The 26,555-nt window shown below is 49.3% G+C and carries 24 protein-coding genes; 10 read left to right on the forward strand and 14 right to left on the reverse strand.

Going from position 1 to position 26,555, the window contains the following annotated elements; translation table 11 throughout:
• Positions 1 to 398: 398 nt before the first annotated feature.
• The 9 genes from LACPH_RS13720 to yycF form a co-directional block, all read right to left on the reverse strand.
• A complete protein-coding gene (locus LACPH_RS13720; protein WP_306387071.1) occupies positions 399 to 2,225 on the reverse strand; it encodes a heavy metal translocating P-type ATPase in 1,827 nt (608 codons plus the stop codon).
• Between the two features lie 587 nt (positions 2,226 to 2,812).
• Positions 2,813 to 3,253, reverse strand: a complete 441-nt coding sequence (locus LACPH_RS13725) for an Hsp20/alpha crystallin family protein (RefSeq protein ID WP_039640062.1) — start codon at positions 3,251 to 3,253, stop codon at positions 2,813 to 2,815.
• A gap of 292 nt (positions 3,254 to 3,545) precedes the next feature.
• A complete protein-coding gene (locus tag LACPH_RS13730) occupies positions 3,546 to 3,950 on the reverse strand; it encodes an iron-sulfur cluster biosynthesis family protein (protein WP_274785298.1) in 405 nt (134 codons plus the stop codon).
• Positions 3,951 to 4,542: 592 nt separating this feature from the next.
• Complete coding sequence (locus LACPH_RS13735; RefSeq protein WP_087913126.1) at positions 4,543 to 5,880, reverse strand: S1C family serine protease; 1,338 nt, start codon at positions 5,878 to 5,880, stop codon at positions 4,543 to 4,545.
• Positions 5,881 to 6,216: 336 nt separating this feature from the next.
• Positions 6,217 to 7,035: an MBL fold metallo-hydrolase gene (locus LACPH_RS13740; RefSeq protein WP_049169556.1), complete on the reverse strand. Its 819-nt coding sequence runs from the start codon at positions 7,033 to 7,035 to the stop codon at positions 6,217 to 6,219.
• Between the two features lie 68 nt (positions 7,036 to 7,103).
• The gene (locus LACPH_RS13745; protein ID WP_217774464.1) at positions 7,104 to 7,901 is read right to left on the reverse strand and encodes a two-component system regulatory protein YycI; all 798 of its coding nucleotides are present in this window, start codon (positions 7,899 to 7,901) and stop codon (positions 7,104 to 7,106) included.
• A gap of 63 nt (positions 7,902 to 7,964) precedes the next feature.
• Positions 7,965 to 9,374: a YycH family regulatory protein gene (locus LACPH_RS13750; RefSeq protein ID WP_274785299.1), complete on the reverse strand. Its 1,410-nt coding sequence runs from the start codon at positions 9,372 to 9,374 to the stop codon at positions 7,965 to 7,967.
• Positions 9,364 to 11,274, reverse strand: coding sequence for a cell wall metabolism sensor histidine kinase WalK (walK, locus tag LACPH_RS13755; protein WP_010490516.1), 1,911 nt, complete (start codon positions 11,272 to 11,274; stop codon positions 9,364 to 9,366). The genes LACPH_RS13750 and walK overlap by 11 nt, the downstream gene beginning before the upstream one ends.
• Positions 11,275 to 11,289: 15 nt before the next feature.
• On the reverse strand, positions 11,290 to 12,003 hold the full coding sequence (yycF, locus tag LACPH_RS13760; protein ID WP_049169559.1) for a response regulator YycF: 714 nt from the start codon (positions 12,001 to 12,003) through the stop codon (positions 11,290 to 11,292).
• A gap of 212 nt (positions 12,004 to 12,215) precedes the next feature.
• Here yycF and LACPH_RS13765 point away from each other — a divergent pair, with 212 nt between their 5' ends.
• The 4 genes from LACPH_RS13765 (at position 12,216) to argH (ending at position 17,073) form a co-directional block, all read left to right on the forward strand.
• Positions 12,216 to 12,890, forward strand: coding sequence for an alpha/beta fold hydrolase (locus tag LACPH_RS13765; RefSeq protein ID WP_274785300.1), 675 nt, complete (start codon positions 12,216 to 12,218; stop codon positions 12,888 to 12,890).
• Positions 12,891 to 12,984: 94 nt separating this feature from the next.
• Entirely contained in the window at positions 12,985 to 14,433 is a 1,449-nt protein-coding gene (locus LACPH_RS13770; protein ID WP_274785301.1) for an ABC transporter substrate-binding protein/permease, read from the forward strand.
• A 23-nt stretch (positions 14,434 to 14,456) separates the two neighbouring features.
• A complete protein-coding gene (locus tag LACPH_RS13775; protein WP_274785302.1) occupies positions 14,457 to 15,677 on the forward strand; it encodes an argininosuccinate synthase in 1,221 nt (406 codons plus the stop codon).
• Complete coding sequence (gene argH / locus LACPH_RS13780; RefSeq protein WP_306387072.1) at positions 15,670 to 17,073, forward strand: argininosuccinate lyase; 1,404 nt, start codon at positions 15,670 to 15,672, stop codon at positions 17,071 to 17,073. Before LACPH_RS13775 ends, argH begins: the two co-directional genes overlap by 8 nt.
• A gap of 407 nt (positions 17,074 to 17,480) precedes the next feature.
• Here argH and LACPH_RS13785 read toward each other — a convergent pair whose 3' ends face one another.
• From LACPH_RS13785 to LACPH_RS13800, 4 genes are read right to left on the reverse strand one after another with little or no spacing between them, the layout of a single operon-like run.
• Positions 17,481 to 18,587: a DUF871 domain-containing protein gene (locus tag LACPH_RS13785; protein WP_306387073.1), complete on the reverse strand. Its 1,107-nt coding sequence runs from the start codon at positions 18,585 to 18,587 to the stop codon at positions 17,481 to 17,483.
• 17 nt (positions 18,588 to 18,604) lie between these two features.
• On the reverse strand, positions 18,605 to 19,024 hold the full coding sequence (locus tag LACPH_RS13790; RefSeq protein ID WP_274785305.1) for a DUF3284 domain-containing protein: 420 nt from the start codon (positions 19,022 to 19,024) through the stop codon (positions 18,605 to 18,607).
• A gap of 41 nt (positions 19,025 to 19,065) precedes the next feature.
• The gene (locus LACPH_RS13795; RefSeq protein ID WP_274785306.1) at positions 19,066 to 20,427 is read right to left on the reverse strand and encodes a PTS sugar transporter subunit IIC; all 1,362 of its coding nucleotides are present in this window, start codon (positions 20,425 to 20,427) and stop codon (positions 19,066 to 19,068) included.
• A 44-nt stretch (positions 20,428 to 20,471) separates the two neighbouring features.
• The gene (locus tag LACPH_RS13800; protein ID WP_274785307.1) at positions 20,472 to 21,182 is read right to left on the reverse strand and encodes a GntR family transcriptional regulator; all 711 of its coding nucleotides are present in this window, start codon (positions 21,180 to 21,182) and stop codon (positions 20,472 to 20,474) included.
• 114 nt (positions 21,183 to 21,296) lie between these two features.
• Here LACPH_RS13800 and LACPH_RS13805 point away from each other — a divergent pair, with 114 nt between their 5' ends.
• Both LACPH_RS13805 and LACPH_RS13810 read left to right on the forward strand, forming a co-directional pair.
• Positions 21,297 to 21,626: a PTS sugar transporter subunit IIB gene (locus LACPH_RS13805; protein WP_010490496.1), complete on the forward strand. Its 330-nt coding sequence runs from the start codon at positions 21,297 to 21,299 to the stop codon at positions 21,624 to 21,626.
• On the forward strand, positions 21,623 to 21,955 hold the full coding sequence (locus LACPH_RS13810) for a PTS lactose/cellobiose transporter subunit IIA (protein WP_274785308.1): 333 nt from the start codon (positions 21,623 to 21,625) through the stop codon (positions 21,953 to 21,955). The genes LACPH_RS13805 and LACPH_RS13810 overlap by 4 nt, the downstream gene beginning before the upstream one ends.
• Before the next feature lie 178 nt (positions 21,956 to 22,133).
• Here LACPH_RS13810 and LACPH_RS13815 read toward each other — a convergent pair whose 3' ends face one another.
• Complete coding sequence (locus LACPH_RS13815) at positions 22,134 to 22,685, reverse strand: GNAT family N-acetyltransferase (RefSeq protein WP_087913138.1); 552 nt, start codon at positions 22,683 to 22,685, stop codon at positions 22,134 to 22,136.
• Positions 22,686 to 22,945: 260 nt separating this feature from the next.
• On the opposite strand from LACPH_RS13815, the gene LACPH_RS13820 reads away from it, so the two are divergent.
• The 4 genes from LACPH_RS13820 to LACPH_RS13835 all read left to right on the forward strand — a co-directional run bounded on the left by LACPH_RS13820 (position 22,946) and on the right by LACPH_RS13835 (position 26,459).
• The gene (locus tag LACPH_RS13820) at positions 22,946 to 23,410 is read left to right on the forward strand and encodes an NUDIX hydrolase (RefSeq protein ID WP_087913139.1); all 465 of its coding nucleotides are present in this window, start codon (positions 22,946 to 22,948) and stop codon (positions 23,408 to 23,410) included.
• On the forward strand, positions 23,410 to 23,898 hold the full coding sequence (locus LACPH_RS13825; protein ID WP_274785309.1) for a kinase: 489 nt from the start codon (positions 23,410 to 23,412) through the stop codon (positions 23,896 to 23,898). Before LACPH_RS13820 ends, LACPH_RS13825 begins: the two co-directional genes overlap by 1 nt.
• A gap of 273 nt (positions 23,899 to 24,171) precedes the next feature.
• Positions 24,172 to 24,795 carry a hydrolase gene (locus tag LACPH_RS13830; RefSeq protein WP_049169572.1) on the forward strand — a complete coding sequence of 208 codons (624 nt, stop codon included), beginning with the start codon at positions 24,172 to 24,174 and terminating at the stop codon, positions 24,793 to 24,795.
• A 242-nt stretch (positions 24,796 to 25,037) separates the two neighbouring features.
• On the forward strand, positions 25,038 to 26,459 hold the full coding sequence (locus tag LACPH_RS13835) for an MFS transporter (RefSeq protein ID WP_306387074.1): 1,422 nt from the start codon (positions 25,038 to 25,040) through the stop codon (positions 26,457 to 26,459).
• Positions 26,460 to 26,555 lie beyond the last annotated feature (96 nt).

A 26,555-nucleotide genomic window follows, 5' to 3' on the forward strand; every position in this document is an offset into this window, starting at 1 on the left:
AACCGCTTCCAATAAACTGCTTTCTGCAACCATTGAACTGGTTACTGTTGTGTGAGCGTGAACAAGCGCTGAGCGTGAGCCGGCGCGCTTAGAAGTCGGAGTGTAAGTGGCCTTGGGCGTGATGGCCCGGGCTTAGGCCATTGCGACCAAGGTCCTTACACGCAGACTTCTGCGCCGGCGAACGCGTTATAGAACACGACAGTCCAACAACACCCCAATTGCCAACAATAGAAAAAGCTGCCTCCATACTTCCCCCACCGCAAAACCTCTCGCCCACCCAACGCAAAAAAACCAACCCAAAACAAAAAAGCCAACCGCCTCCGCGAATAATCGCGAAACCGATTGGCCTTCCAACGTATACATACTGCTAAAATCTATAATTTTCTACCAAACAACCATCAATCCCGAGCTTCTGCCCGAACCGGATCGACCAAAGCCTGACGATGCAAGCCATTCCGAGCACGCAGCGCATACAAAATGGTCACCGTATCAACGACTTCCTGCAACATCGCGCCAATAATCGTTGGGATAACTCCGAAACTGGCGATGACCATCAAACCGGTACAAATTGCAATCCCGATCAGCACGGACTGTTTGGCGATCACCATAGTTTCCTTGGCAATCAAGGTTGCCGCAGCGACCTTAGCCAAATCGTCACGCAGCACAACGGCATCGGCTGATTCACTGGCCGCCGTTGCGCCGTGTGCGCCCATGGCAATTCCGACATCGGCAATCGCCAATGATGGGGCATCGTTAACGCCATCGCCAACCATGACAACCGGCCGGCCATTTTTAGGCAGTTTATCCAATACTTCGATTTTCTGTTGTGGCAACTGCTCAGCATAAACCTGGTCAATACCGACTTCTTCAGCAACTTTATCAGCAATCGACTGCTGGTCACCGGAAATCATGATCAAGTTAGCATCATTCAGTTCGTGCAACTTGGACATCGTTTCTTTTGCTTCTGGCCGAATCTGATCGGAGAAGGTAATGGCACCGGCGTATTTACCGTCAACGTTGACATAAACCGCCGTCGTATTGATAGTATCCGTTGTCCCGGCAAACTCTGCTTTACCGACTTTAACCTTATGACCATCAACCGTCGCATTCACCCCGAAACTCGTAGCTTCGGAAACATCGGTCGCTGGCAGACGATCAGCAACCGGCACAGCATCGGTCAGGGACCGGGCCAAAATGTGGGTTGACTGGCCTTCTGCACTAGCCGCCAAGTTCAACAATTCATCTTGTGAGAAACCTGCTTGTGGCAAGATCGCTGCCACTTTTAAAATACCGCGTGTCACCGTACCGGTTTTATCAAAAGCAAACGTCCGGGCATCGCTTAGCTTTTCAAGTGTGGTACCTGACTTGACGATAATCCCGTTACGACTGTTGCGGCTCATGCCGGAAACCATCGCAATCGGTGCCGCCAAAATCAGTGGACATGGCGAAGCAACAACGAGCACTTGGGCAAACCGAACCGGATCGCCTGACAAGTACCAGCCTAGACCGGCAATCACATAAGCGATCAAAGTGAACGGTACCGCATAGCGATCGGCCATCCGGACAAAATGCGCTGGCCGTGCTTCTGATTCCTTAACTAATTTGATAATCCCTTGATACTGACTATCTTCGGCACGTTGGGTAACTTTAACGGTTAACGCAGCATCACCGTTAATTGTCCCGGACATGATATCAGTACCTGCGTTTTTGGCAACTGGTTTAGACTCACCGGTTAAACTGGCTTCATCGACCAAACTCTCGCCTGCCAAAACCGTACCATCGACTGGAACAACTTCCCGCGGCTTAACCAAAATCGTTTCACCGACTTGGACCGCATCAACATCAACATCTTCAACGTGACCATCAACCATGCGATGAGCCGTTGTCGGTGCATTTTCCAACAACTGTTTCAATTCGCTGCTGGCTTTTGTCGCAGCAAAATCTTCCAACGCATCGCCGCCGGTTAACATGAGCAACACAATCATCGATGCCCAATATTGACCGACTGCCAGCGTTGCGACAACCGCCGTAATGGCTAATAAGTCAACCCCAAAGTTACCGGACCGAATTGTTTTCACCATGCCCCCGAACATAATCAAGGCGATAATCGACCCCATCACCGTGATTAGCCCCTGAGCAATCAATGGCTGTTTTAATACGAACGCAAAGACCAGCGCAACGGCACTTACAGCGAGCACCATCATTAACTGCCAGTTCTTCTTCATTGTTGCCACTCCCTTTTCCTAAGTACCTTAATTATAACCATTACAATCTGAAAAAGCAATCCTTTTTAGAACGAATATAATCTGGCTTGGAAAATGTTTTTCACGCAACGCTCAATTCAGTTTGGACTAACTTACTGGGACAGATCCCCTTTAACAGCGCGCCCCTTTGCCGCTTTAAAGGCAATGATGTACCTGCTTTATTTTTTGGCACCCCTAATATTTACCTTCCATTATACGCCTTTGCAGGTAAAAGATTCGCGGATTGAAGCTTATTTGTGCGTCAATTTCACATGAGATTGGGAATGGTTCGAAAGAATCCGCTGCCAAGATGATCTCTGAATCTTATACGTGACACTTCTGCTTTAACGCGCTCGCCAGCCCAGCTTTCGATAACGCGCTCCCCGGCGCAGGGGTCTGCGTGTAAGGACCTCAGTCGCAATGGCCTAAGTTCGGGCCATCACGCCTGAGGCCACTTACACTCCGACCCCTAAGCGCGCCGGCTCACGCTCACACGAAAAAAAGATTCCCACCGGTTTCCCGATGAGAATCTTTGTCATGACTTGTGTTGCTAGGCAAACAGATCCGAATTAGTCAATCGTGATCTGATGGTTTCCTTCTTGATCGCCTGTCAACTTAGGCAGATCAATCGTCAAGACACCATCAGTGACTTTAGCGCTGATCTTACCCTCATCAACATTTGGCAACCGATAGCTGCGGCTCATCCGACCATAGCTGCGTTCAGACATCAGCATATTGCCTTCGTTGTCTGAATGATCAGCTTGCTCTTCATGCTTAACCGCAACACTCAGAATGCCATGATCGTAACTCAGATTAATGTTTGGCTTCTCGATACCGGGAACATCCACCTTCACAACATATGACTTGTCATTTTCCTGAATATCCGTTTTCAGCAGGCGACTGCTATCACCACCACGACTAGGCGTGAAGCTGTCAAAAATATGCCGCCCTAAATCATTGAAGAATGGATCATCCAACCAATCATTGCGCCGCATAAGATCATTAGCCATCATTGAAAACTTCCTTTCAATATAGTGAGCGTGAGCCAGCGCGGTTAGAAGCCGAAGTATAAGCGGCCTTGGGCGTGATGGCCCGATCTTGGCCATTGCGTCCAAGGTCCTTATACGCAGGCTTCTGCGCTGGCGAACGCGTTATGGACATTGACGTCATTACTGTTCCCTCAGAACACCTAAAGTATAACACAAAAATTAGCACTCGTCATGCACGAGTGCTAATTTTGTTCTTCTAATCTTTGCTAACTCACAGTTTCTGTCCCCGAAACTCGCAACAACGATCCGCTATTTAGCAAATCTTGCCGCCCAAGGATTTCATTTCTTCACGCCGCTTGTCATCGGATTGCGGTTTTGCCGTCACGTGGTTCAGTGTCACCGCGCCGTCCAAAATGCCGCTATCATCGCGCAAAGCTAACGAAGCATTCTTGAAATCAAGCGTTAGCCCGCTGCCGAAATAATCCGTCTCCGGATCACCGGTCGTCAATTTGAAACCGGCGTCGTTTTCTAGCGGCAGTGCATAATCCTGATCGTCCGTATCCGTCACGACAATTTGGTACTTATTGCCAATGGCACAGGAACCGCCTAATTTGGAATACTTACTCGAACCATCATCCAATGCCAGGAACAAATGTTGATCCTTGGCAACATGGTTGTTCAAATAAGTCACCGCAGCTGGTTTGATCGTGATCTTCATGTTGGACCATCCTTTCAATACATTGTGCACAACTTATTTACCATCTTTATGGTATCCAGTTTGTCCACAGAAGTCAAATTCCGAGTTTTTCGCAATCAACAACAGGTTGTCCACACGGGTTATCCACATGTGCGTAACTTGACACCCAAAATATAGTATGAAGAACTGAAATTGACACCAAATAGACGATTCGAAAAATTCAAGTAAAAAATTTTTCGAACGCAGTCATCCACAGTTTTCAATCGTTCGATTTCACAAACTTCAGCGCACCAATCCCGCTCCCACGGCTGGGAACAAACGTTTTGTCACAAGTCAAAAAAGTTTATCCACAAGTTATCCCCAGATCGGTGGACAACTTAATCACACCCGAAAATCTTAGTTATGAACAGTATCCACAGAGTTATCCACAGGTCAATGAGCACTTTTACCAAAAAGTTACCCACTCTTGACAAAACTTTTTCTTGAACTTTTCCACAGGTTATTCGCTAAACTTTCGTTAAAATTTGGGGAAACCGCTTCCGACTAACTACGCGAATGAGTCGAAAAAATCCCCGATCAAGAACCGAACATTCTCAATCGGGGATCTTCTAATTTAATTCTTTAAATCGCTGGTCGTCTGAGTCAGTTTAAATGAAACGGTTTGTTGCTGACCTTCGCGATACACGGTGAGCTTAATCGTATCGCCAACCTTGTGCTTATACAGTTGTGTGTGTAACTCAGCTGTGTTGGTAACATTGACACCATCCAGTGCGGTAATGACATCATACTTCTTCATCCCTGCCGTCTTGGCGCTGCTGCCACTGGTAAAGCCGGCAACCACGACGCCACCGGTGATGCTAGATGGCAATTTCAGGACTGACTTTTGCTGTGTGGCAGAAACGGTGGATAAGTCGCGAACCTCAACGCCAAGCGCTGGCCGAACGACTTTGCCGTTTTGTACAAGCTGGTTGATGATCGAAACCACTTCGTCACTTGGAATTGCGAAGCCCATGCCTTCGATTGTGGCACTGTCAGAACTGCTGCTGGAACTACCGGATAGCTTCATCGAGTTAATCCCGACGACCTGCCCGGCTAAGTTAATCAGCGGGCCACCGGAATTTCCTGAGTTAATCGCGGCATCAGTCTGAATAACCGTTGCCTGGCCAGTTGTATTGCCGTTACTGTCCGTGACATCAATCGTTCGGCTCTTGGCACTGACAATCCCCTGGGTCACGCTGGTCGCGTATTGTGAACCCAGCGGCGAGCCAATCGCTAAGACAGTCTGCCCGGCTGCAATCTTACTTGAATCGCCAAAACTTGCGACGGTGGTGACCTTGCTGCCATCAATGGTCAGAACCGCTAAGTCAGACGTTGAATCGGTTCCGACTAAGCTAGCCGTCAACTTGGTGCCATCGCTTAAAATGACTTCAAGTTTATCCGAACCGCTAACCACGTGATTATTCGTGACAATATAGGCTTTGCCGTCTTTCTTTTGGTAAATCACACCAGAACCTTCGCTGGCTTCTTCAAGGCTTGAAGAGCTGTTACTCGAACTGCTGCTACTTTGTTGGTTACCTTGACCAAAAATACCTTCAAGGCCGCCAAAAGTGTCAAGGCCATCGCTGTTACTTTCGGCTTTTTGCATATTCACAACGGAAACAACAGCACCTTTGACTTTAGCAAAAGCCTGCTCCGATGCGCTGCTTTGGTTAACCGAGACATTAGAGATTTTCGTCGTCCCTGCCTTGCCGGAAGTATCGGTCACGCCAAGACTGGCATTGTGGTTCATCGCCCAGTAGGCGGTTCCGCCACCAACACCGCCACCGATCAAAGCAGCAACCACCGCCACAATCGCAATCAGTTTCCAGCCGCTATTCTTCGGCTTCTTCGACCCCCGTTGCGGTTGCTGATCTTGTGGTGTCTCTTGAAAGTTATGACTTCCATTATCCATAACTTGATCCTCCTTGTGGGCAATTCTAACTCACCCTGTTTACAATCATTATTGTAAGTGGCGATTTTGACGAAATTATGAACAACATAGGGCTTTTTTTAATGAGCGTGAGCCGGCGCGCTTAGAAACCGGAGTGTAAGTGACCTCGGGCGTGATGGCCCGAACTTAGGCCATTGCGACCGAGGTCCTTACACGCAGGTTTCTGCGCCGGCGAACGCGTTATGGCACACATAACACACGTCAAAAAGAAAAAAAGCGGCCAACCCGCAATCTTTTTATGCACAAGTCGTCTGCTTTTTCCTACCAACTGCTATCCGAAACACTGCACCAATCATCTCACACAACAAACAATGGATCGGCAATGGCCGGATCAGTATCATAAAGATGAAAATCGTGATCGACCGCGAGCCCTTGTTGTGCCAATAACGAGGCAACGGTTAAATGAGCCAGCGGTTTATTATTATTATGTGGCGATAGATGTCCGAGATAAATTCGCTTGGTGCGCAAGCCAATCACATCCATCAGCGCATCGGCACCATCCTCATTGGACAAATGCCCTTGATCGCTCAGAATCCGCTGCTTCAACGGCCATGGATACGGACCGGTCCGCAACATCTCAAGGTCATGATTACATTCCATCACATAAGCATCAGCATCGCGAATCGTCCCGGCCACCCGATCCGACACATAACCGGTATCAGTCAGGATCGTGAAGGTTTTGCCATCATGATGAAACTGATAAAACTGTGGCGCCGCAGCATCATGCGAAACGCCAAAGCTTTCAACATCCAGATCGCCTAAAGTCAGCGTTGCCCCCATATCAAAAAGCCGCAACTGATCTTCTGGAATCTTACCGACACTTTTCGGTAGCGCCGCAAACGTCTTGGCATTGGCGTACACACTAATTTGCGGATAACGTCGCGCCAAAACGCCGACCCCGCGCACATGATCGCTGTGTTCATGCGTGATGAAAACACTGTCCACATCGGTCAGATCCCGCCCGATGCTTTGCATGAGCTTTTCAATTTTCTTACCGGACAAGCCGGCATCAACCAGCACCTTGTGACCAGGCGTTTCAATGTAGGTTGCGTTACCGGAACTGCTGCTGGCAAGGACACTGACACGCATCCCAAAATCTTCGCCCACGATCAACATCTCCCAACTTTACCATTCGGCTGACTACCTAATTTGGCACCCAGCCGTTATCGCTTTACATTCTAACACTAATTGTCACTGCGATTCTTCATAACCGTTCGCGTAATCGCATTGACACGTTTAACCGTCACATTTCCGGTTGCCCGATTTTTAACGCCAATGTACCAGGCGGGCACATAAACCGTGCTGCCTTTTGCGTCAAGTAGGTAACTATAGGCTAATTTAGTCGAAACAATCGCTGAATTGTTTGGAATGTCGTTGTCCCGATACAGGGCGATTACGGCGTCCTGCTCACTCATTAAATTCAAGCGATCCCGTAACACGCTCAACTTGGACAGGTAGGTCTGTGTGTAGCTTACCAGGCGATTATCGTTAACATGTAAAGTGACCGCTGCACGCCGATCATAAATTAACCCGGCTTTAGGATGCTGAGCAAAGACGATTCGCTCATCGTTAGAAAGTGCCGGCGCATATTCGTACTCTTTGCCGTGATAGACGTTGTTTTTAACAAATGTTGCCAGCTGCTGTTGTTCCTGGTTTTTCTTCAAGGTAATCGGTTCATCCAAGCTTGCCTGCAGCTCTTGATAGTCACCTTCGCTGATCGTCACCTGCTGCTTCACAAGCAGACTCCGCGCCGCTGACAAGGCGGTGTTAGCTTGGCTGGCAAGGTAATCGCCTTGAGGTGTCTTTTTGCTTAAATGCGGCAACTTAATCTGATCGCGGGTAATATCGGTAATCGTCGCCGCATCCCCGCTCTTAATCGTCGCCAGATCGACTTGCTGCGCCTGAAAATAGCTGATGCCCAGAAAAATATTCAAGCCAACGAAGACAACCAGAAAGATCCATTCAATTCGTCGAAAATCCACAGTACTCGCCTCCTAAGCTGAGCGTGAACCAGCCCGGTTAGAAACCGGAGTGTAGGCCTTCAGTCACTGCGACGCCCCCGAATCACTCGAACTGCCAGCTGCCGCATTATTACTTGGGGTTGCCGTTTGGCTGCTAGCAGCACTGGCAGAAGAAGCACTGCTATGATTCAGCCAACTTTGATAGTCGCGATACTCGCCCTTCATCTCGACATAATAAGTCGGCTGCAGATCAACCACCTGCTGATCATTACTGCTGCCGGTCCACTGATAGCCAATCAGAATATCCGTAATCTGACTCGCCCGGTAACCTGCCGCCACCAGTTGATTCACGACAGTAGCAGTTGCCGGCAAGGTTTGCGCAGGCTGGTTCGTCGGAATCGGCACCGTCAAATTGGTATTGGAAAAGTTAATCTCCTCAGATGTCTGTGTATACCGAACCGTCACATCGCCTTTTTGATCGGCATTAAAAATCGGGAACCCTTGCGCATACGTTTTATAAATGACAGAACCGCGACTCGCATCATACTGGAAATACCGCATGCTGGACAGATTCGTCATCTGCAAGGCACTAAGCCCTTTGAATGTTGCATGAAAGAAATTAGCTAGGCCATTATTGGGAAAGGCTGCCGCATAATTTTCAAACTCAATGGCCCCGGTCGTCGAATCAGCGGTCATCCGGCGGGTTGATCCGGCCGTATACAGCGTACTATCACCGATTTCACGGGCATCCACATTGCTGGCTGTCTTAGACGGCATCAACAAGGAAACATAATAATTGGCACTTTGTTGATCCATCAAATACGCATACGGCTGCAACTTAATCGGCTGGGTGAAAAAGGCAACCTCATTACCGCTCAACCGTTTTTCTTCAATTGGAAAGGCTTTGGTGGAACGCTTTTTAACAAGATTTTCTAACTGCCCGGTCGTCACATTCGTTAGCCTCGCTTCATAAACCGTGCGCGTTGCATCATTAATGAACGTCAGACGATTGGCGCCAGTCTCCAGATTCAACAGGATGCGATTAAAATGAAAGTCTGATGACTTGAGGTTTGGCTGTTTGTTGAAATACCACTGTTCAAACTGCTTAAAGCTCATCACATCTTGGTAAATCAGCTGTAAACTGTCGTCCTGCTGCAAATAATTGTCATAGTTAGTCGAAGAAACCTTGCCAATCGTTTTGATTTTCGTCATGTGCCAATCAGCCATAGTTTGGCGTACCTGGCGACTCATATTGGCATTGGCTTCCATCAGCAACTGCTTTTGCCCGCCATGCGTGTAGTAAACCTGATTCGGCAGATAAACAGTGCCTTCCAGTTTTTTAACGTTCGGATCGTTCTCGGTAGTCACCTGCACATTCGATGTGTTCCGCCGCTCCTGCCGTGAAGGGTTCCGCCAAATTAGCGACGTGAAGACGAAGCTCAAGATGACCATGGCAATCAGGCTAACCCGCAAAATCCAATTACTAAGCTTCATCCCAGTCATCCCCTCCGTCTGTGATCGGTTCGTAAGGCAATGAAATGTAGAAGGTACTGCCGCGACCCTCTTGGGAATCAACCCAGATGCGGCCATGCAAGGCTTCGACAACTTCCTTGGAAATAGCCAAGCCTAAGCCGGTACCGCCTTGTTTGCGTGAGCGCGCCTTGTCGACCCGATAGAAGCGGTCGAAAATTTTACCCAGATCCTGGCGCGGAATGCCCAGACCCTGGTCGCTGATGGACAAAATCACGTGATCATGCGTCTGGAACAGCCGAGCCGTGATCACACCGCCATCCGGACTGTATTTAATCGCGTTATTCATAATGTTATCGATCACTTGCATGAACTTATCGGTATCAATTTCAACCCAAAGATCTTCATTGGTAATTTCCCGCTTAATCGAATAGCGTTTCTTATGGCCATCAGGTTGCGGCAACGGCTGGGCGGTTCGTGCTTCGCCAGTGTGTTCGTTATCGGTCTTAAGCATCATGTCAAAGCGATCCAGTACATAATTGAAGAATTCGTTGAGATTAACGGTTTCCAGATTAAACTTACTGGTGCCGGAGTCCAGTCGGGACAGGCTCAGCAGGTCATTAATCATTCGAATCATGCGATCCGTTTCCTCTTGGGTCACGTTTAGAAAACGCGGTGCCAACTTCGGATCTTTCCAGGCACCATCACTCAAAGCTTCGATATAACTGCGTACCGATGTCAGTGGCGTCCGCAACTCGTGCGAGACATTCGAGACAAATTCCTTACGATCACGATCAATCTTTTGCTGCTCGGTAACATCATGCAAAACCGCAACCAAGCCGGAAATAAAACCGGTTTCGCGTTGAATCAGGCTAAAGTCGACCCGCAGAATCAGGTCATGATCCATTTTTTCCGAAAAATCGAGTAACAACTCGGTTTGGTGTTCCAGCAAATCACGTAAGGTGTAATCCTTGGCAATGTTGAGCAGTTTCAAAATCGAGACGCCGATGACATCCTCATTTTTGGTGTTGAGGAAGTTCAAGGCTGTCTGGTTGATGATAATGACGTTACCACGGCGATCCGTCGCAATCACGCCATCGGTCATATGCGCCAGCACACTGTCCAAGCGCCGGCGCTCCGCCTCAGATGCTTCCTGGGCTTCTTCAACCCGGACACTCAGATTATTGACCGCAACCGCCAATTGGCCGAGTTCATCCTGACCATAAATCCGTACTTGCCCGGAATAGTCACCGCGGGCCATGCGAATCGCCTGCTTCTTCATTTCGTCAATTGGCCGGGTAATTGCCCGGCTAATGACAATCGAAAGCAGTGTACCCAGTAAACCGGCAACCAAACTGGAAATCAGGAAAATGCCGACAATCTTATTGATGCTGTCATAGGCCTGTTCCATGGATGCCGAAATCGCAATCGCGCCGATAACCGAGTTGTTGTCGCCGGTGGCATTCGGATTCTTAATCGGAATCACTTTGTAATAAGTCGAACCGGTTCGATCGCGATACTCGTAGCCTTCATACTGCTGGCCTGAGTACAGCGTATTTTTAATGTTGGAATTAGCTGACTTCTGGCCCACATTGGTCTGGGCATTAATGTCACTGTCACCGCGAATCGTTCCTTTTGAATCCACCACTTGTAAGTCAGCTGAGTTGGCAATATCTGCTTGGCTCAGCGTGCTTTTGATATCATCATTGGCATTATCCGTATCAGTGCGCAACAAATCCGCGGCCAGCTTATCTTGAATATAGCTGTCCACGTTCACACTGGTTTTAAACTGCTCGATGTTTTGTTGCTCCAGGGTCTTCACAAAATAGGCCCCGATCATTTCCAGCGTCACGACCAGCAAAAGAATAAAGACGATCGCGATTTTAAAATGAATCGACTGAAAGAAGCGAATCTTTTTATTCAAAAGTGGTGCTCCTAATTATTCAGCATCAGGATTCCGCAAATAATAGCCGACGCCGCGCCGGGTCACCAGCCATTCCGGATGGGACGGATTATCCTCGATTTTTTCGCGCAACCGCCGAACGGTCACGTCAACTGTCCGGACATCGCCAAAATAATCGTAACCCCAGACGGTTTGCAGTAAATGTTCCCGGGTCATAACCTGACCCAAATGGCGTGCTAAATAGTGCAGCAATTCAAACTCGCGATGTGTCAGTTCGATATTTTCGCCACGTTTTGAAACCGTATAGGCATCCGGATGAATCGTCAGATCGCCGACTTGCAGTTCGCGATTGGCCTCATCCTCTTCGTTATTGGCGGCGCTTGATGCGGAGGTTCGCCGCAAATTGGCTTTCACGCGCGCAACCAGTTCACGATTGGAAAATGGTTTGGTGACATAATCATCCGCACCAAGTTCCAGTCCCAAGACCTTATCAATTTCGGAATCTTTTGCGGTCAGCATAATAATCGGTGTGTCATGTTCTTTACGAATTTGTCGAGCGACTTCAAGCCCATCGATTTTCGGTAACATCAGGTCAAGTAAAATCAAATCAGGTGATTCTGATTCAACTTTCTTTAAGGCTTCTTCGCCATCATAAGCGGTTACGACATCGTAACCTTCTTTATCCAAATTAAACTTGACGATATCAGAGATCGGCTTCTCATCGTCAACGACCAAGATTTTTTTCGCCATCTTAGGCCCTCCTTGGTTTAAGATACTCTTCTATAGTATAACGGTTTTGTAAGACGAGTGCGACCCGCCGGCTGTGAGGCAGCGGCGACCCGCGTCAAAGCCGCTTCTGTCGTTTGTTTCGCCTTATTTTTAAATTTCGCAAAAGTTGACGTCTAGCCCTTGTTTTGGGCAGTACGCGCCGGCTCACGCTCACTTTCTTTAGGAGGTTCCCTATGTTCTTCTATCACAACGATCTAAAACTCTACTATCACAAAAGCGGGCACGGGCCGGCGATTATTTTGCTGCATGGCAATGGCGAGGATCATACGATTTTTAGCGACTTGATCACTTACCTAGCGCCGCATTATACCGTGATTGCGCTTGATAGTCGTGACCACGGCCAGAGCACCCGCACGGATCAGCTTAGTTATGATGCCATGACGGAAGATGTCGCCGCGTTGATCAGCGAGTTGGCACTGCAACGGCCGATCATTCTTGGGTTTTCGGATGGTGGCATTGTCGCTTTGCTGTTGGCGATTCGGCACCCGAAGTTAGTGGGCGCCTTGATTGTAGCCGGTGCCAACCTGACGCCTCAAGGGTTGCGGTGGTATTCCCGGATTCTTTTTCGGATTGCTGCCGGGCATCGACCTTCGCCTAAGCTTGCCATGATGCTTCACGAACCGCAAATCACGCCAGCTATGTTGCACACCATTTCCGTGCCGACGCTGGTGCTAGCCGGAAGCCGCGACCTGATTGCCCGAAAAGAGACCTTCACGATTGCCACGCATATTCAAAATGCCGAACTGCACATCCTCCCCGGCGAAACTCACAACTCCTACATTCGCGATAATACCAAGCTTTGGCACCTCATTTCCCCGTTCTTGGCTGGGCTTCGGGCAACTGACTAAAAATGAATTAATTTTGCATATTTAACATTTTCCTTGCATATTCATTGAAATGAGTATATATTCAGTCCATAATCATTAGCGAGGAGTGAGCTATATGCGGGGAATCAAACATTGGGCAGTTGCTATCATTGCACTTTTAGCCATGTTCATTGGCTTCACCGTTCAGCAACCGACACCAACCGCAGCTGCCGGCGATGATCTGGCAGCGATCCAAAAGCGCGGCTATCTGATCGTTGGCCTGTCTGCCGATTATGCCCCCTTGGAATTCCATGCGACATTGAATGGGGCCGATACCATCGTCGGCGCAGATATTTCCATGTCCAAACAGATCGCCAAGGATATGGGCGTGAAACTGCAAATCAAAGAAATGAATTTCACCGCCCTGATTGGTGCGCTGAAAACCGGCAAAATCGATTTGATTGTCTCCGGTATGTCCAAAACGCCGGAACGGGAAAAAGAAGTTAATTTCTCGCAACCATACCTATACGAAACTCAGGTTATGGTAATTCGCAAAGCCGACAAAGCCAAGTACAAATCAATCGCCGACTTTTCCGGCAAACGGGTTGGCGCGCAGAAACAGACCACGCAGGAGCAATTAGCCAAAACCCAACTACCTGGTGCAAAGGTCACGAGTCTTGACAAGGCCAATGACGTCATCGCCCAGATTTCTTACAACAAACTGGACGCCGGCGTCATGGCAAGCACCATTGCTGATTCATATGTGGCCCGTACGCCGAGCCTGATGGTGTTGGATCCGCATTTTGCCACCGACAAAGCACCGACTGCCATTGCGGTTAACAAGCAGTCGCCGGCACTCCTTGCACAAGTCAACAAAACCATCAGCAAGGTCAAAGGCGCCAAGTATAAGCAGTATTTGCAAGCGGCTTACAAGCTGCAGGATCAGAATCAGGGCTTCTGGGCTAAATACGGGAACTACTTCATCCGCGGCGCGATTTATACCTTGATTTTCGCGGCGTTAACCGTCTTCTTCGGCACCATCATCGGTACCTTGCTGGCGTTGATGAAGCTCAGCCGCAATTGGCTGGCCAAGGCCGTTGCCAATGTCTACATCGAATTCATTCGGGGCACGCCATTACTGGTCCAAGCGTTCATTGTTTTCTTCGGCACGCAGATTCTCGGGTTGGATCTCAGCGCCTTCATCGCTGGTGCGATCGCGATGGCCATCAACTCCGGTGCCTATGTTGCTGAAATCATCCGGGGTGGGATCAACTCTGTCCCGGTTGGCCAAACCGAAGCGGCGCGTTCGCTGGGTCTGCACCAACGCCAGGCGATGCGCTACGTGATTTTGCCGCAAGCCATGAAGAACATCTGGCCAGCCCTCGGGAACGAATTCGTCACCGATATCAAGGAAAGTTCAGTGCTGTCCGTGATCGGCGCGACTGAATTGATGTTTGAAGGCACGGTCGTTCAAGGCGCTTCGTTCAAGCCGTTCCTACCGCTGGTGGTCGTCGCCATCTTCTACTTCATCATGACCTTCACCTTGTCGCGTTTGTTACGTTTAATCGAAAAACGGTTTAACTAAAATAAAAAAGGAGATATTCACACATGACAGAAAAAATTGTATTAGCTTACTCAGGCGGTCTTGACACATCCGTTGCGATTCCTTGGTTAATGGATAAAGGATACGAGGTCATCGCCGTGGTTTTAAACGTCGGCCAGTCGGATGCCGATTTTGACGCGATTCAGCAAAAGGCGCTTAAAGTCGGCGCGATTGATTCAATCGTCGTTGATGCGCAAGACGAATTTGCCGATCACTATGTCGCGCCGGTCATCAAGGCTAATGCATTATATGAAGGTGACTATCCCCTTGTCTCAGCGTTATCCCGTCCTTTGATCATTGAACATCTAGTCAAAATCGCCCACCAGCAAAACGCCACCGCGATTGCCCACGGTTCAACCGGCAAAGGCAATGATCAGGTCCGTTTTGAAGCAGCGATTCACGCCTTGGATCCCGATATGAAAATCGAAGCACCGATTCGCGATTTTCACTGGTCACGCGAAGAAGAAATCGACTACGCAAAAGAGCACAACGTTCCGGTACCGATCGGCAAAGCATCCCCGTATTCCATTGATGCCAATCTTTGGGGCCGCGCCAATGAAGCCGGTATTCTCGAGAATCCTTGGAATCAGGCGCCTGATGATGCTTGGGGCATGACCGTCGCTCCAGAAGAAGCACCTGACGAACCGACTTTTCTTGATCTGACCTTCGAACAGGGTGTGCCGGTCGCCTTAAATGACGAACACATGCCGCTGGCCGCTATGATCAAAAAACTTAATCAAATTGCCGGCGCAAACGGCATCGGCCGGATTGACAAAATCGAAAACCGGCTTGTGGGCATCAAGTCCCGCGAAGTTTACGAAGCCCCGGCCGCTGCGGTCATCATGGCCGCCCACCACGACTTAGAAAATCTGACGCTCGAACGCGACGTGCAACACTTCAAGCCGACGATCGAAAACAAACTTACGAACATGATTTACGAAGCCCAGTGGATTTCACCTTTGTTCGACGCGTTAATGGCCTTCATCGATCAGACGCAAGCGGTTGTCAACGGAACGGTCAAAATGAAACTCTACAAAGGCAATGCTGTCGCCGTTGCCCGCAAGTCCGCGCATAACTCACTCTATGATGAAGATCTTGCTACCTACACCAGCGCCGATTCCTTCGATCAGGAAGCAGCAGCCGGCTTCATCAAACTCTGGACCCTGCCGACCACCGTTTTCGAGCAGGTCAACCACGTTCACTCCGAGGAAAAGCAACATGACTGATAAACTATGGGGCGGGCGCTTCACCGAAAAAGCCGCGCACTGGGTCGATGCTTTCGGCGCCTCCATCGGTTTTGACCAACAAATGGCTAAAGAGGATCTGGAAGGTTCCTTAGCCCACGTCAAAATGTTAGGGAAAACCGGCATCATCCCACAAAGTGATGCAGACAAAATTACTGCCGGCCTGCACCATCTGCAAAAAGAACTGGCCGCCGGGAAATTGCATTTTACCGTGGAGAATGAAGACATTCACCTCAACATGGAGGCTTTGCTCACTGCCGAAATCGGTCCGGTTGCCGGCAAGCTGCACACAGCCCGTTCACGCAATGACCAGGTTGCCACCGATTTGCATCTCTGGCTCAAGCATCGTCTGCCGGAAATCAAAGAAGCCTTGACCAACTTACAAACGGTTTTGGTCGGTCAAGCCAAAGCCCACGCCGCCACGATCATGCCCGGCTACACCCACATGCAGCACGCTCAGCCGATCACCTATGGCCATTATTTGTTGGCGTATTTCGAAATGTTCCAGCGTGACTGGGAACGTTTTGACTTTACCCAAAAGCACACCGACATTTTGCCATTAGGTGCGGCCGCGCTGGCTGGCACCACCTTCCCGATTGATCGCACGTTTGTCGCCAAGGAACTTGGTTTTGATCAGCTGTACCATAACAGTCTGGACGCCGTATCCGACCGGGACTTTGCGCTTGAATTCCTCAGCAACAGTGCCATTTTGATGCAACATCTAAGTCGGATGGCCGAAGAACTGATCTTGTGGTCCACATTTGAGTTCAACTACATCGAACTCGGCGATGATTTTTCCACTGGCAGTTCGATTATGCCGCAAAAGAAAAACCCGGACTTCGCCGAACTCATTCGCGGCAAAACCGGGCGGGTGTATGGTGCTCTAATGGGACTACTCACCACCATGAAGGCGATCCCGCTGGCCTATAACAAGGACATGCAGGAAGACAAGGAGCCGATTTTTGACACCTACAACACCATTCTCGGTTCGCTGCATATTTTCACCGGCATGCTCAGCGATCTCACGGTGCACGAAAAGCGCATGGCCGAAGCCACCACGCATGACTTCAGCAATGCAACCGAACTCGCCGACTATCTGGCCACAAAAGGCGTTCCTTTCCGTCAGGCACACGCCATCGTCGGTGAACTCGTGCTAAAAGGCATCAAATCCGGCACCGCCCTGCAGGAAATGCCACTAAGCGAACTCCAGCAGGCCGCGCCGCAAATCGAAAACGACGTCTACGCCGAACTCACCTCCAAAGCCGCCGTCAATCGCCGCACGTCACTAGGCGGCACCGCGGTCAGCAATGTCTTGAAAGAAGTGGCTAAGGATGAAAAAATTATCGCGGCGCATGAGAAGGAGCAAGCGGCGCAATAAGTTGTTACATGACTTTTATTTTTTAATAAGTACGATACACAGCGGGCTCAGGCAATTAACTCTCTGCCGCGCCAAACTCCGCAATCTCCGGCGGGGACTGGGCTGGAACGTGGTGGGCACGACTTTGAGCCTCTGCAAAACCGGCAGAGTCTCAAAGCTCGGCCTTGTACTACGCCGGGAAGACCGCCCGGCTAGTACAATCTCACCACTGAGCCCGTCCCCGCCTACGATTGCTCCGCTTTGGCACTAAAATCTTAAGACTTCTGACGAATTGTCCATGACGAAACAAATGGCGAGCAAAAAATTCCTCCATTGGAATTGATGTTCGCCATTTTCTTATGGTTGTGGATTAGGCCACATCCTCATTTTTATACTGTTGCCGCAAGTTATGACTAAAAGCCTTTGCTTCAATCACTCAGTTCATGCTTCTCCAACACAAACGTCGACCAAGGTTTAACCAAATCCAAAAAGCCAAGGTCGTCCGCACAGATGCGGCCGATCCGATTCCGCTGGCCGTCATCCTTAAATGGAGCCAAAACGATTTGCAGCTCGCCTTTGTACCGGCCATAAGCCGAATTCACCACCAGGATATCCCCGCGGTTGAATGTTTGGCCATTGTCATGAGCAGGAATATCTGCCGTGCTGTACGTAATGCGTGGCTGGGTATCCCGCAGCAGATAAGTCGAGGCGTCCCCGCGATAAAGATGCGGCGCGGCAAAGGCAATTTTTTCTTCAGTCGGCGTCATGCTAGCTAGCATATCGGCATGCAGCACCGGATACGGCGCCAAAAAAGTTGCGGCGACTGCCTTAAGTTCCGCCTCACTGGCAAAGGCGTTACCGATGATCACATCGTCAATCTGACCCGTCAGCACCAAATGGCTGGTTTGACTGACAATATCCCGATGCCGATCACTTTCCATCGTCGGCAGGCCGTCATGAATCGGCCAGGGACCGATTTTTCCGTTAGCCGACGACACAAACGCCGCTGTGTGTAACCCATAATGGCGGTATTGCTGCGAGTATTCGGTAAAAATGGCATCACTCAACCCGGTAAAGGCTTGCGGATAAAAGTTATGGCAGCCGATTAGGTTATCGCGATCGGGATCATAGGACATGATACTCGCCAGATAATTGGTCCCCCGGCTCATATTCAGTTCGATTTTTAAGCCATAAGGATTGTGCGTCATCCGTGCTTCTTCTGCCCCAGTGAAGCCTTCATCCAGCCGCAGTCCCCAAACATGGAGGTTATCGAAAAAACTTAGATCATCATAACTGATCTTCAGTTCCTTGAACAATGCCGGATTGATATCCACGATCGTCTTAAACCCAAGCTGGTTAGCATAATCAATCGTTTGGCTAAACTTCGCCAACAAATCCTCCCCGTCTTCGCCCAAAAGCTGCAAGAGCGAGGTGAATATACGGCTATAACCGTAATGATGGGCCAGATCGAGATAGGCTTTATTCGCCTCGAAACTGCTTTGATCCGGATAAAGCGAGATGCCTAATCGTTTCATTTCACAAAAATCCCTTCTTAGCTAAAATATTGTGCAGCCATTTGGCGCGACATCTTTTTAAAGCGATGCTTACGTTGCCAGTTTAATAAAAACCCGGCTGTGCGATTATTAGCTTTGCCTTTAGCGGTTTTACCCTCAATTGTTTCAGTATAATGCAGCATTGTCTTGTGATCACCGAGATCGCGTAATTGATAATCCACCTGATAATGATCGCGATCGGTGTCAAGCTCATACGCGTAACGCTGATTGGCGATGGCATGTGTGATCGTCAGCTTTCCGGTCATGCCATTGGCCCACTTTTTCTGATATGTGAGGCCATCCAGACTGCCCGGCAACACTTCCCGGCCGGTATGCGTCTTGATATCCGCCTGCACGGACCGAATCAGCTGGCCGTACATGAACGACGCCGGCACTTTGAACATCATTTGAATTTCCAATTAAAAATCACCTCTCTGAGCACCGTGACGTGTCTGTTAAATCAATCATCAATCTGCGCGGGTTTGATGCGGTTGGCGGCCTTGACAAATGGCACGTAGATTAAGAAGCCGACCACCATGTTAACCAGCTGCAAGACTACTGATCGCCAGTCCATGGTTGCCACTAAAGCATTTAGAAATGGCGGCAAGGACCAAACAATTTGCGCTTTAATTGGTGAGACGAGCCCATTGACAACAGCACCATAAGCGATTGAGACCATCACGACCGGCGCCAAAATGAACGGAATGAAGTAAATCGGATCAAGCACGATTGGCATCCCGAACATGACCGGCTCGTTAACGTTAAAGAAGCCCGGCGCAATGGACAACTTAGCCACTGCCCGCTGATCGTCACGTTTTGAGAACATCAGGATGGCGATTAACAGCAGCAATGTTGAACCGGCGCCACCAATCCAAGCATACAGATCAAAGGAGTTACGGGTCCATAAATATGGTAGATCTTGCCCTTTTGAGAATGCGTTGATGTTGGCAATTTGCGCCGTCAACCAGATACTGTCAAGCACCGGCCCCAACACATTGGTACCGTGAATCCCGAAGAACCAGAAAACCTGCACCAAAATGGTCATCAGCAACACGGCGCCATAGCCTTGGCTCAACCCCAACAGCGGTTCCTGCAAGACTTTGGCAATAAATTCGATCACCGTGGTACCAAACTGGATGAAAAGATAATTGATAATACCAACGCCGTAAAGTGCGACTGCGGCAGGTACAATACCGGTGAAAGCATTAGCAACAGCCGGGGGAACTGAATCCGGCATTTTAATCGTGATGTGTTTTTTCATCAACCAGATATAAATCGTTGCCGCAATGGCGCCCATCAGCATGACGGTGAAGAAACCGTACGCGCCAAAGAATTTACCAAAGTTAAAGAAGCCCCACATACTGACGTCTTTACCGGAAACAACGGCGCCGGCATCGGTCAGAGTTTTGACGGCCCCTTTTGCCAATCCAGCCTTCAACGTCAGGGTAAAGTTTTGCGGCAAGCTCATAATGAACGTGCCCAACGTCACGATCCCTGCCGTCACCGGTTCGACCTTATATTGAACCGCCAGTTGGTAACCAAACGTAAACGAGAAAATCAACCCGAGAATTGCCAACGTTCCTGTCCAAACAACCGCGTTAATCCCGATCAGCCACTGCATCGAATCAACGAATCCGGTCCAGCCGAATTGCGTTGGAATATCCCGAATCAATGCATTCAACACAGTCGAAATCGCTCCGGCCATCATCGCCGGCATGATGGCAATAAAAGCATCACGCAACGCGACCAGCCAGCGAATCGACCCGATCCGCGCCGCGATTGGGACAACATGTTTATTGAGCCAATTGATAAGCTTATTCATTATTTACACCCCTCAAATTTTTTGAGCGTGAGCCAGTCCCGGCCCTACCGCTCCAAATCGATATTTGTCGTGTGGTAATACAGCGTCAGACCCTGATAAACAAAATAAGTTCGTGAAAAGTTGAAAACTTTGCCGCTTGCCAAATAGTTAATCCCATCGAGACAAAGATGATTGGTTTCTACCGGCAACCCCATCAAGTCAGCATAGTCAGCGGGCAGTGGCAATGTTTGAATGTAGTTCTCGGTCGTACTGCCGACCATGTGATACGTGTTGCGCAAGTATGCGAAGATCGATCCTTGCGCAATTTTGGCCGAAAGATGCGGCACAATCGCTTGCGGGAAATACGATTCTTCCAAGTCGTACAGCTGCTTCTTTAAGTACCGTAGTCGCACGACTTGGTAAACCGGATCGCCCCGGGTGACATTACCACGCTGCGCCAACGCAGCTGTTGCGGGGATCAGCGCAAACTTAACGACTTTAGATGTCAGCGGGCCACCTTTTACCATGGCCGTTTGATCAAAACCGATCGACATATTCAGCACCGCATCCGACTGCGCCGAATGATCAATGACGTAATAGCCACTGCCCTGAACCCGGCGCACCAGTCCGTGGGCAAACACCACGTCCAATGCTTTACGGATCGTGTTGCGACTGGCTTGATAACGATCCATCAGCACTTGTTCGGTTGGCAGCTTGACCGGATACTGTCCTGCCAGAATATCTTGAATCAGTTGCTCTGCAATATCGTGATACATCGACAACCTCCCCCAATTTCAAATCCTGAAAACGCTTGTAAAATTTGTACCTACGAATTATAATAGCACAAGAAACAGAAAACGGTTACACTTTTTAAAAAAGGAGTCAGAAAAATGACAGAGAAAAAGATTATGTTGGTCTGCGCCGCCGGTATGTCAACAAGTATGCTGGTTGCACGCATGCAAAAAGCTGCCGAAAAAGACGGCATCACCGTTAATATTTTTGCCACTTCGGCTTCCGATGCCGACAACAAGCTTGCGGCAGAGAAGCCAGACGTTTTAATGCTCGGCCCACAAGTTCGCTACCTTGAAGGCCAGTTCAAGAAAGATTTAGACATCCCCGTCAGTGTCATTAATATGCAGGACTACGGCTTAATGAACGGCGAAAAAGTGTTAAAAGCCTCGTTAAAGGCGATTGATGACGGCAAAGGAGCGGCCTCATGAACGAAGAAGATCAGAGCCTCGAAACCGTCATGGGCTTGATTATCAATGGCGGGAATGCAAAAAGTTCGGCCTTTGAAGCCATTCACGCAGCTAAGGATGGCGATTTCAAACTGGCTGATGAGAAACTTAAAGAAGCCGATCAGTTCTTAACCCAAGCACACAATGTCCAAAGTGGCATGCTGACGGCGGAAGCGCAAGGCGATCACGCCAAAGTCACGTTATTGATGGTGCATAGTCAGGACCACTTGATGAATGCCATCACCTTTCGCGATCTAGCCGGCGAAATGGTGGCACTTTATAAGCGATTAAGTGACAAGGAAGCCAACTAAATAAACCCCTGCCAGTCATGTGAACCGGCAAAGGCCTATTTGTGGTAGAAATGGGTTCCTTATGCTTCAATAACGCTTTCTTTGTTTAACCTCCCGCTACACTACAGACACATTTAAAATCTAAAAAGACCAGCAAAAAAGCGACTTGACTAAGCCGCCTCTTTTGCTGGTCTTTAATTTATTGCTGTTGTCGCAGCGCTTGCCATTCCTCACGTAAGATGCCGTATTTAATGGAATCCCAGTAGCGATCCTGGTAATACCGAACTTGACGCACACGGGCTTCTTGCTTCATCCCCACTGCTTTGGCCAAACCGATCATCCGCTCGTTCCCGGACCAAGTCGTGATGCCCAGATGCGGCAAGTCAATTAGGCCGAAGATCCGATCAATCCACTGATCCAGCGCCTGTTTACCAATGCCTTTACCCCAGTAGCTCTCATCGTAAATCACGATGCCCAAGTCCAGCCACCGTTGCAAATCCCCGTCTTCATAATGTGCGGAGACGTCGCCGATTAAGATACCATCATCCCAAATGCCGTTAACAAAAGGATTAGCGACCCATTGATAGCCGGTCTGATTGGCCTGATCATCCTGCATTTCCTTCAGTGTGGGAATTTCGTCATTAAAGTACGGGCCATTCCACTTGTGCCATTCCGCATTGGGGTCAGAAAAGGCAACCTTCCACAATGTCTCAAGATCTTCCGTTTGAAAATGTTTTAACGTTACTGTCATGTTCGCGCACGCTCTCTTTCTTGATTTGGTTACGGAATTTGAGGAGCTTTAAGTAAAGGGCCTTACTGCGTTTCCTGAACGCGGTTACTGGCCACTGATTCACCAATTTCTAAACGCTCCTGTCTGCATTTTATGTTTGTCTAAAACATACCACAATTATTACCCAGGAAATAATCCAAGTCGCAACTATGTTAACCTAAATCATAGCATGACTCCGCACTGGTTTGTTGGAGTAGACTCAATTTTCAGGAGGGATTTTTTTGGCAGACTATATTAAGCAGGTTCGCGCAAAAGTCGGACATATGCCGCTGATTATGGCGGGGACGATTGGCATTTTAACGGATGACGCTGGCCGCGTTTTACTTCAGCAACGCAGCGATTTTACCGGTGAATGGGGGCTCATCAGTGGCACGATTGAATATGGGGAAACGCCGGCGCAGACAATGGTTCGCGAGTTCAAAGAAGAAACTAACTTATCGGTCACGGTTGTCTCCTTGCTCGGCGTCAATGGCAATCTGACCCTCACCTATCCAAACGGCGATGTCGCCCAGTGGTTGTGCCCAGTGTTTCTCGTGAAACAATTAGGCGGCGAACTAAATGGCAATAACGATGAGACCGAGGCACTAAAATTCTTCGATCCCGCAGCCGCTCCGCGTTTGTTTAACCAGCAACATCGTGAGGCCCTCGCCCATTTCATCGCTGGGGAAAGAGGGTATTTTGACTGATGCATCAACTCGTCATTCTACGTGGCAATTCAGGCAGTGGCAAAACAACCACGGCTAAAGTCTTGCGCGAACACCTCACTGACACACTTTTAATCTCCCAGGATGTCATCCGCCGCGACATGTTAGCGGAAAAAGATAAACCTGACAGTCCGAATATTGCCTTAATTGAACTCATCGCCCGCTTCGGCCTGCAGCATGAAAAAGTGGTCATCCTTGAAGGCATCCTGAATGCGGCGCGTTATGGCCAGATGCTGCAGGGATTAGTAGCTGAAGCTGATCGCAGTTTCATCTACTATTATGATCTGTCATTTGAAGAAACCCTTCATCGTCATGCCGGCCGCGCTAAAGCTAACGAGTTTGGTGCCGACAGCATGCGCCGCTGGTTCCAGCCCCATGATTTATTGGGTGTTCCGGGTGAGCAGACGATTCCTGCGAGTTGGTCACAGGATGACGTGGTTGGGCATATTTTGGCTGATCTTAATAGTTAAAAGTGTTTGAGGCTATTTACACTCCAATTTCTAACCGGCCACGCTCACGCTCTTCCAAAAACGCGTTCACTGGCGCAGAAGTCTGCGTGTAAGGACCTCAGGCGCAATGGCCAAGCCCAGGCCATCACGCCTGAGACCACTTACACTCCGACTTCTAACCGCGCCAGTTCACGCTCTGGGCAAAATATTACAGATTTCATCAAGATGGGACTAGAATGAGCTGGTAGAGATACTTTCAGATTCGTCATTCACTAAGATTAGGAGTGAGTTTAAATGACAAGTTATCCACGGCGTGATCCTGTGACAGATCAGCTATTGACACCAGAAAATTCAGCATTGATTTTGATTGACTATCAGCCGACGCAGGTCGAATCTATCGGCTCCATGAATCATCATGCGCTTATTCAGAACGTGGTGATGACCGCTAAATTGGCTAAAATTTATCAAGTCCCGATCGTGCTTTCAACGGTTAATGTCAAAAGTGGCCGAAACAAGGACACAATTCCTGATTTAAAAAAAGTCCTCGGCGACCAACCCAGCATTGACCGAACTTCAATTAATGCCTGGCAGGATCAGGATTTTGTTGAAGCAGTCAAAGCTACCGGACGGAAAAAGCTCATCATGGCCGCACTATGGACCGAAGCCTGTCTCACCTTCCCAACGCTTGATGCGTTAGCGGAAGGCTTCCAGGTTTATCCAGTCGTCGATGCCGTTGGCGGTACCTCAAAGATTGCCCACGAAACGGCCCTGCGACGGGTTGAACAGGCAGGCGCGCAGCTGATTACCAATGCGCAGTTAGCTTGCGAGTGGCAGCGTGACTGGAACCGGACCGATACTGTGCCGGATTTCGTTAAAATTTTGCTCGAAAACGGTGACTTCATCAACTTAGGCGCTTAATCCTTTTTCGACGATGCGGTTAACGCCGACAGCAGTTGATGTCTTTTTAAAATTGAATATCAATGTCCTTAGGGGCAATGGCCAAGCGCGCCATTGCCCCTAAGATTTTCAAGAGCGTGAACTGGCGCGTTTAGAAGTCGGAGTATAAGTGGCCTTAGGCGTGATGGCCCGGTTTTGGCCATTGCGCCTAAGGTCCTTATACGCAGACTTCTGCGCCGGTAAGCGCGTTTGGGGGAATTTATATGCAGCGTTTCGCAACTGGATCCAAGCGTTGGTGGTTATTGATAGCATTAGGCTTTTTCGCTTTTATGACGAATCTTGATGGCTCGATCGTCAATATTGCGATTCCGATTATGGCGAAGAATCTTGACGTTTCGGCGAGCCGCATGGAGTGGACGGTCTCACTGTACCTGATCGTTTTAAGTGCCTTACTGCTGCCATTTGGTAAACTTGGCGACCACATTGGCAAACGCCGAATTTTCAAGTGGGGCACCGGTACCTTCGTGGTTGGGTCATTGATGGCTGGCATTAATCTTGGTTTCAATTTTCTGATGGTGGGTCGCATGGTGCAAGCCATCGGTGGTGCGATGACCTTGGCAAACACTTACGGGATTGTGACATCGACGTTTGCACTAGCTGAACGCGGCCGTGCTATGGGCGTTGTCAGCACGTTTGTGGCGCTTGGCGGCGTGGCCGGCCCTAGTCTTGGCGGTCTCATTTTGGCGCATTTTAGCTGGCCGATGATTTTTCTGATCAATGTACCGATCGGCGTTGTCGCATTGGGTATCTCGTTGTGGTCAATGGATAACGGGGAACCGCAACCCGGCACGTATGACAAGTGGGGGATGCTGCTGCAGGCCACAGCCATCGCCAGCGGTTTCTGGGGACTGAATTTGGCCCAGCAAAGCGGCTTTGGCGATCCGGTTGTGCTTGCTACCTTCGCTTTGGCCATCATCAGTCTGGCGGCATTCCTGATCTTTGAAAATCATCAGAAGACGCCGTTGTTGCCAATGAGTATTTTTCGAGTCCGCATTTTCACCTTAGGGGTCCTGACTGTCTTCTTCATTTTCATGGTTCAGTTTTTCAGCACCGTTTTAATGCCCTTCTACCTTGAAGATGCACGTGGCCTCACGCCAGGCGCTGCAGGTACCTTACTATCACTCTATCCACTGATGATGGTCTTCTTTGCACCATTCGGCGGCTGGTTGGCCGATAAGTGGCAGGTGCCGGCCGTTGCATTGCTGGGCAGCCTGCTTATTGCGGCTGGCAGCATTGTCGGCGCATTTTTAAAATTGGATGCACCGCTCATGGTTTATATCATCAGCACCCTTTTGATCGGTATCGGCAGTGGGCTGTTCCAGTCCCCCATCGGCGACGTGGTCATGTCGGTGGTGCCAAAAGATCAGCTGGGCATCGCCGGCAGTTTCAACGCGCTGGCCCGCAATCTCGGGATGGTCAGCGGTACCGCGGTGGCAACAACAGTTTTGTTTGGAACGATGAGCCAGTTGGCCGGTAGTCGAGTCACCACTTATCCAACGAGCCATCCGGAATACTTTATCGCCGGTCTTCAGATCGCCATGCTAGTTGCTGCGGGACTGGCATTGTTGGGTGCCATTGCTATTGGATTGACGATCAAGCCGTGGCAAGTGCATGAGAAGAATTGATTGTTGAGTTTTTACAACGCGTTTGTCTCCAATTTCTAACCGCGCCAGTTCACGCTCTTTCGGAAAAGTGCTAGCATTAGACTGCTAGTCACTTTT

This window comes from Lacticaseibacillus parahuelsenbergensis (assembly GCF_030770265.1).
In the GTDB taxonomy this organism is placed as follows: domain Bacteria; phylum Bacillota; class Bacilli; order Lactobacillales; family Lactobacillaceae; genus Lacticaseibacillus; species Lacticaseibacillus casei.

Excerpts from the sequence above, each read along its gene's own strand:
- LACPH_RS13720 (WP_306387071.1), bottom strand. The coding sequence starts at position 2,225 with ATGAAGAAGAACTGGCAGTTAATGATGGTGCTCGCTGTAAGTGCCGTT.
- LACPH_RS13725 (WP_039640062.1), bottom strand. The coding sequence starts at position 3,253 with ATGGCTAATGATCTTATGCGGCGCAATGATTGGTTGGATGATCCATTC.
- LACPH_RS13730 (WP_274785298.1), bottom strand. The coding sequence starts at position 3,950 with ATGAAGATCACGATCAAACCAGCTGCGGTGACTTATTTGAACAACCAT.
- LACPH_RS13735 (WP_087913126.1), bottom strand. The coding sequence starts at position 5,880 with ATGGATAATGGAAGTCATAACTTTCAAGAGACACCACAAGATCAGCAA.
- LACPH_RS13740 (WP_049169556.1), bottom strand. The coding sequence starts at position 7,035 with ATGTTGATCGTGGGCGAAGATTTTGGGATGCGTGTCAGTGTCCTTGCC.
- LACPH_RS13750 (WP_274785299.1), bottom strand. The coding sequence starts at position 9,374 with ATGAAGCTTAGTAATTGGATTTTGCGGGTTAGCCTGATTGCCATGGTC.
- yycF (WP_049169559.1), bottom strand. The coding sequence starts at position 12,003 with ATGGCGAAAAAAATCTTGGTCGTTGACGATGAGAAGCCGATCTCTGAT.
- LACPH_RS13765 (WP_274785300.1), top strand. The coding sequence starts at position 12,216 with ATGTTCTTCTATCACAACGATCTAAAACTCTACTATCACAAAAGCGGG.
- LACPH_RS13770 (WP_274785301.1), top strand. The coding sequence starts at position 12,985 with ATGCGGGGAATCAAACATTGGGCAGTTGCTATCATTGCACTTTTAGCC.
- LACPH_RS13775 (WP_274785302.1), top strand. The coding sequence starts at position 14,457 with ATGACAGAAAAAATTGTATTAGCTTACTCAGGCGGTCTTGACACATCC.
- argH (WP_306387072.1), top strand. The coding sequence starts at position 15,670 with ATGACTGATAAACTATGGGGCGGGCGCTTCACCGAAAAAGCCGCGCAC.
- LACPH_RS13785 (WP_306387073.1), bottom strand. The coding sequence starts at position 18,587 with ATGAAACGATTAGGCATCTCGCTTTATCCGGATCAAAGCAGTTTCGAG.
- LACPH_RS13795 (WP_274785306.1), bottom strand. The coding sequence starts at position 20,427 with ATGAATAAGCTTATCAATTGGCTCAATAAACATGTTGTCCCAATCGCG.
- LACPH_RS13800 (WP_274785307.1), bottom strand. The coding sequence starts at position 21,182 with ATGTATCACGATATTGCAGAGCAACTGATTCAAGATATTCTGGCAGGA.
- LACPH_RS13805 (WP_010490496.1), top strand. The coding sequence starts at position 21,297 with ATGACAGAGAAAAAGATTATGTTGGTCTGCGCCGCCGGTATGTCAACA.
- LACPH_RS13810 (WP_274785308.1), top strand. The coding sequence starts at position 21,623 with ATGAACGAAGAAGATCAGAGCCTCGAAACCGTCATGGGCTTGATTATC.
- LACPH_RS13815 (WP_087913138.1), bottom strand. The coding sequence starts at position 22,685 with ATGACAGTAACGTTAAAACATTTTCAAACGGAAGATCTTGAGACATTG.
- LACPH_RS13825 (WP_274785309.1), top strand. The coding sequence starts at position 23,410 with ATGCATCAACTCGTCATTCTACGTGGCAATTCAGGCAGTGGCAAAACA.
- LACPH_RS13830 (WP_049169572.1), top strand. The coding sequence starts at position 24,172 with ATGACAAGTTATCCACGGCGTGATCCTGTGACAGATCAGCTATTGACA.
- LACPH_RS13835 (WP_306387074.1), top strand. The coding sequence starts at position 25,038 with ATGCAGCGTTTCGCAACTGGATCCAAGCGTTGGTGGTTATTGATAGCA.